The organism is Mycobacterium sp. 852014-52144_SCH5372336 (assembly GCF_001665615.1).
GTDB lineage: Bacteria > Actinomycetota > Actinomycetes > Mycobacteriales > Mycobacteriaceae > Mycobacterium > Mycobacterium neumannii_A.
On the sequence record NZ_LZSW01000016.1, the window covers coordinates 1 to 5,124 of the forward strand.

Sequence of the window (5,124 nt, forward strand, 5' to 3'; positions counted from 1 at the left end):
CCGGAAGCTAAGCCTGCCAGCGCCAATGATACTGCCCCACCCGGGCGGAAAAGTAGGACACCGCCGAACACAAATTAGGATTACCCCCCACGATTGCGTGGGGGGTAATTCTATTTCGCGACAATTCATTACGCATTATCGCGAGACTCCTCCATCGGGTAGAAAGGCATACGTGGCTCAGGACAGAAGGGACGGCGACGCCAAGCGCCGCCCACAGCAGTCAGCGCCGCGCAGCTCCGGTCCGAACCGGGCCCGCAGGGCGCAGCCCAAGCCCGACGAATCCCGTCAGCCGCCAGGTCCGCCGATACCGGAGGGCATCGAGCCAAGGCAACTCGCGCCTGACGTGCGCGGCGAGCTGACGACACTCGACCGCTCGACCGCCGACTTCGTGGCTCGTCACCTGGTGGCCGCCGGCCAGCTCATCGACGACGATCCACAGACCGCACTCGAACACGCCCGCGCCGCTCGCAACCGCGCCGCCCGCATCCCCGCGGTGCGCGAAGCGGTCGGTATCGCTGCCTACCACTGCGGCGACTGGGCGCAAGCGCTCGCCGAACTGCGCGCCGCCAGGCGGATGGGTAGCAAATCATCCCTTCTTGCACTGATCGCTGACTGCGAACGCGGTGTCGGACGTCCGGAGCGCGCGATCGAGTTGGCTCGCAGCCCGGAGGCCGCCCAGCTCACCGGCGACGACGCCGACGAGCTCAAAATCGTTGTGGCCGGGGCTCGCTCCGATCTCGGGCAGCACGAGCAGGCCTTGGCGCTTCTGTCGACGCCGCAACTGGATCCCATCCGTAAGGGACAGACCGCGGCGCGCCTGTTCTACGTATACGCCGAAACGCTTCTGGCCCTTGGCCGCAGCGAGGATGCGCTGCAGTGGTTCATCAACGCCGCCGCCGCCGACCTGGAGGGTGTCACCGACGCCGAAGAACGCATCACGGAGCTCTCCTGAGGTGAATGCCCTGGCACATGAGCACGATTGCCTTCTGCTCGACCTCGACGGCACCGTTTTCCGCGGACACGAAGCCACCGTCGGAGCGGTCGATACGCTCGCCACGATCAGCGCACGCACCCTCTACGTCACCAACAACGCCTCGCGTGAGCCCGCCGACGTCGCCCGACATCTTCACGCCCTGGGTTTTCGCGCCGCACCAGAGGACATCGTCACCAGCGCACAGAGCGCCGCACGGCTGTTGGCGGCCCAACTGCCCTCTGGGGCAGTCGTTCTCGTCGTCGGAACCGAAGCACTTGCCAACGAGGTCATTCGCGTCGGGCTGAAGCCCGTCCGACAGTGGTCGGACGGACCGGTCGCCGTCGTGCAGGGGCACTCACCGCAGACCGGTTGGCCCGACCTGGCCGAAGCGGCCTTGGCCGTCCGGGCCGGCGCCCTGTGGGTGGCGGCCAATGTCGACCGGACCTTGCCGTCGGAACGGGGATTGTTGCCCGGCAACGGATCCATGGTGGCGGCGCTACGCGCGGCGACCGACCGCGAGCCCCAGGTGGCGGGCAAGCCGCAGCCGACTCTGCTCACCGATGCCCTGGCCCGAGGCACCTTTCAGACCCCGCTGGTGATCGGCGATCGCCTCGACACCGACATCGCCGGGGCCAACGCCGCCGGACTGCCCAGCCTGCTCGTGCTCACCGGCGTCAGCACGGCCGTCGACCTCGTCCGTGCACAGGCCTCGGAGCGGCCGACCTATCTGGGTGCTGATCTGCGGTCGCTCGGCACTTCGTCGGCCGCATTGCGCATCGAGGCCCACCCCGCCTGGCGCGTCGACGTCGCGTCACCGACGGTGACGGTGCACTCCACCGGCCACGATCCCAGCGACGCCCTGTCAGTGGTGCGGGCCACCGCCGATGCGGTATGGAACGCCAGCCTCGACGGCCGGTCGGTCGCGATCGCCGCCGGTGACGACACCGCCCAACAGGCCTTGCAACGCTGGTCCCTGCTTCCCGAGTCGAATCAGCTAGCGTGAACCTCGATATGAGTACCGATCCCGAACAGATCCGCGCCCGGATCGCGGAGTTGCTGGCAGACCTGCCGGACCCCGCGCAAGAAGGCTCGGGTTTCGCGGACCTGACCGACGACGACGTCGAGCTGCTCGCGGCCCGGCTGGAAGAGGCGCACGACGTGCTCGTGCAGGCGCTCGAGTCGGTCGAGAAGGGCTGAGCGCCGTGGCACGGCGCGCGCGAGTGGACGCCGAGTTGGTGCGACGAGGGTTGGCCCGGTCCCGCCAGCAGGCGGCCGAGCTGATCGGTGCGGGTCGGGTGAGCATCGACGGGATGCCAGCCGCCAAACCCGCGACCGCCGTCTCGGTCACGGCCAGCCTCACCATCGAGGGTGCCGACGAGCGCACTTGGGTGTCGCGGGGTGCGCACAAGCTGATCGGGGCACTGGACGCATTCGGTCTCCCGGTGGACGGCAAGCGATGCCTGGACGCCGGCGCGTCGACGGGCGGCTTCACCGAAGTGCTGCTCGACCGGGGCGCCCGCCAGGTGATCGCCGCCGACGTCGGCTATGGACAGCTGGCCTGGTCGCTGCGAAACGATCCGCGGGTGACCGTGATGGAGCGCACCAATGTGCGTGAGCTGACGGCCGACGCGATCGGCGGCCCCGTCGACCTGATCGTCGCCGACCTGTCGTTCATCTCACTGACCACAGTTCTGCCGGCGCTGACGTCGTGCGCGTCACCTGACGCCGATATCGTTCCGATGGTGAAGCCGCAATTCGAGGCCGGAAAGGACCGGGTCGGTGCCGGAGGCGTGGTCACCGATCCGGCGTTGCGCGCCGAGGCGGTCCTGTCGGTGGCCCGACGCACCGCCGAACTGCGCTGGTATCCGGCCGCGGTGACAGCGAGCCCGCTTCCCGGGCCGTCCGGCAACGTGGAGTACTTCCTACACCTGCGCGCCGGCGGGGGATTGGAAGGACACGACCTCGAGACCGCCGTCCGTACCGCCGTCGCGGAGGGTCCGCAGTGAACACCGACCGCGCGATTCTCATGGTGGTACACACCGGCCGCGACGAAGTCACCGAGGTCGCCCGGCGCGTGCAGAAGGTGCTCGGCGACAACGGAATTGGTCTCAAAGTTCTGTCGGCCGAAGCCGTCGACCGCGGACCCGTTCCCGTCTCGCCCGACGACATGCGCTCGCTCGGCGTCGAGATCGAAGTGGTCGACGCCGACGAGCGCGCCGCCGAGGGTTGCGAACTCGTCCTGGTCCTCGGCGGCGACGGGACCTTCCTGCGCGCTGCCGAACTCGCTCGCAACGTCGAAATCCCGGTGCTCGGCGTCAATCTCGGTCGTATCGGCTTTCTCGCCGAGGCGGAGGCCGACTCCATCGACACGGTGCTCGACCGGGTCGTCAAGCGTGACTACCGCGTCGAGGAGCGGATGACGCTCGACGTCGTGGTGCGCGTGGACGGCGAGATCGTCGACCGCGGCTGGGCGCTCAACGAAGCCAGCCTCGAGAAGGGGCCCCGGCTCGGAGTGCTCGGAGCCGTCCTCGAGGTCGACGGCCGCCCCGTGTCGTCCTTCGGCTGCGACGGTGTGCTGGTCGCGACGCCGACCGGGTCGACGGCGTGGGCGTTCTCCGCCGGCGGGCCGATCGTGTGGCCTGACCTCGAGGCAATCCTGGTGGTACCGAACAACGCTCACGCATTGTTCGCCCGGCCGATGGTCACCAGCCCTGAATCGGCGATCGCGATCGAGGTCGAGGCAAGGAGCCACGACGCGTTGGTGTTCTGCGATGGGCGCCGCGAGATGGTGGTTCCAGCCGGCGGACGCGTGGAGGTCACCCGGTGCGGAACCCCGGTGAAGTGGGTACGCCTCGACAGCGCACCGTTCACCGACCGCCTGGTGCGCAAGTTTCGCTTGCCGGTCACGGGGTGGCGCGGGCAGTAGTGCTTTCCGAGATCCGTATCGAGTCACTGGGCGCGATCAGCGCCGCGACCGCAGAATTCGATCGCGGTTTCACCGTGCTGACCGGCGAGACCGGTACCGGCAAGACGATGGTGGTCACCGGTCTGCACCTGCTCGGCGGCGCACGCGCCGACGCCACCAGGGTGCGCTCCGGGGACAACCGCGCGGTTGTCGAAGGACGTTTCACCACAACCGAACTCGGTGATGGCGTGGCGTCGCTGGTGGATGCGATCCTCGACAGCTCCGGCGCCGAACGCGACGATGACGGCTCGGTCATCGCGGCCCGCTCGGTCAGCCGCGACGGCCCGTCGCGCGCCTATCTGGGCGGCCGCAGCGTGCCGGCCAAATCGCTGAGCAGCTTCACCGCCGAACTGCTCACGCTGCACGGGCAGAACGACCAGCTGCGGTTGATGCGCCCCGATGAACAACGCGGCGCGCTCGACCGGTTCGCCGATGTCGAGACGCAGCTGAAGAAGTACCGCCGCGTGCGGGAGGAGTGGCTGTCGGCCCGGCGCGATCTCTTGGACCGCACACAGCGAGCGCGGGAGCTGGCGCTCGAAGCCGACCGGCTGAAGTTCGGGCTCAACGAAATCGATGCGGCCGCACCGCAACCGGGTGAGGATGCCGCGCTCGTGAACGACATCCGGCGGCTTTCCGAACTGGACGCATTACGCGACGCGGCCCAGATGGCCCGGGCTGCCCTCGCAGGACCCGACGACCCCTCGCCCGACGCCGTGTCCGCGGCCCATGGTGTCGCACAGGCCAAATCGGCGCTGGAGGCCACTGAAGACACCTCGTTGACCGCATTGGCCGAGCAGCTCAGCGAAGCCATCGCCGTGATCACCAATGTCAGCGGCGAACTCGGCACCTATCTGTCCGGGCTGCCGACCGACACCAGCGCGCTGGAGACCAAGCTCGCCCGGCAAGCCGAACTCCGTTCCCTCACCCGCAAGTACGCCGCCGACATCGACGGCGTGCTCGAGTGGGCCCGTGAGTCCCGGGAACGGCTCGATCAACTCGACGTGTCCGAGGAAGCGCTCGCCGGTCTGCAACATCGGGTCGACGAACTCGAGGCGAAGACCGTCGCCGCAGCCGCCGACCCTGTCTCTTATACACATCTCCGAGCCCACGAGACCGATCAGTAGCGCGTATGCCGTCGTGTGCGTGAAAAAAAAAAGGGGGGGGGGGGGGGGGGGGGGGGGGGGGG

At 68.6% G+C, this 5,124-nt stretch carries 5 protein-coding genes and 1 pseudogene; all 6 read left to right on the forward strand.

Annotated elements, in window-relative coordinates; translation table 11 throughout:
• Positions 1 to 172: 172 nt before the first annotated feature.
• Positions 173 to 952 (forward strand): tetratricopeptide repeat protein, encoded by a 780-nt coding sequence (locus tag A5759_RS02375; protein WP_197505930.1) that lies wholly within the window; start codon positions 173 to 175, stop codon positions 950 to 952.
• Between the two features lies 1 nt (position 953).
• Entirely contained in the window at positions 954 to 1,976 is a 1,023-nt protein-coding gene (locus tag A5759_RS02380; protein ID WP_068193339.1) for an HAD-IIA family hydrolase, read from the forward strand.
• A gap of 8 nt (positions 1,977 to 1,984) precedes the next feature.
• Positions 1,985 to 2,170 (forward strand): hypothetical protein, encoded by a 186-nt coding sequence (locus A5759_RS02385; RefSeq protein ID WP_064396545.1) that lies wholly within the window; start codon positions 1,985 to 1,987, stop codon positions 2,168 to 2,170.
• 5 nt (positions 2,171 to 2,175) lie between these two features.
• The gene (locus tag A5759_RS02390) at positions 2,176 to 2,979 is read left to right on the forward strand and encodes a TlyA family RNA methyltransferase (protein ID WP_068193342.1); all 804 of its coding nucleotides are present in this window, start codon (positions 2,176 to 2,178) and stop codon (positions 2,977 to 2,979) included.
• A gap of 20 nt (positions 2,980 to 2,999) precedes the next feature.
• Entirely contained in the window at positions 3,000 to 3,899 is a 900-nt protein-coding gene (locus A5759_RS02395) for an NAD kinase (protein WP_066843247.1), read from the forward strand.
• Positions 3,899 to 5,017, forward strand: a pseudogene (locus A5759_RS02400) (AAA family ATPase); the annotation flags it as partial. The gene A5759_RS02395 and the pseudogene A5759_RS02400, both read left to right, overlap by 1 nt.
• Positions 5,018 to 5,124: the final 107 nt, after the last annotated feature.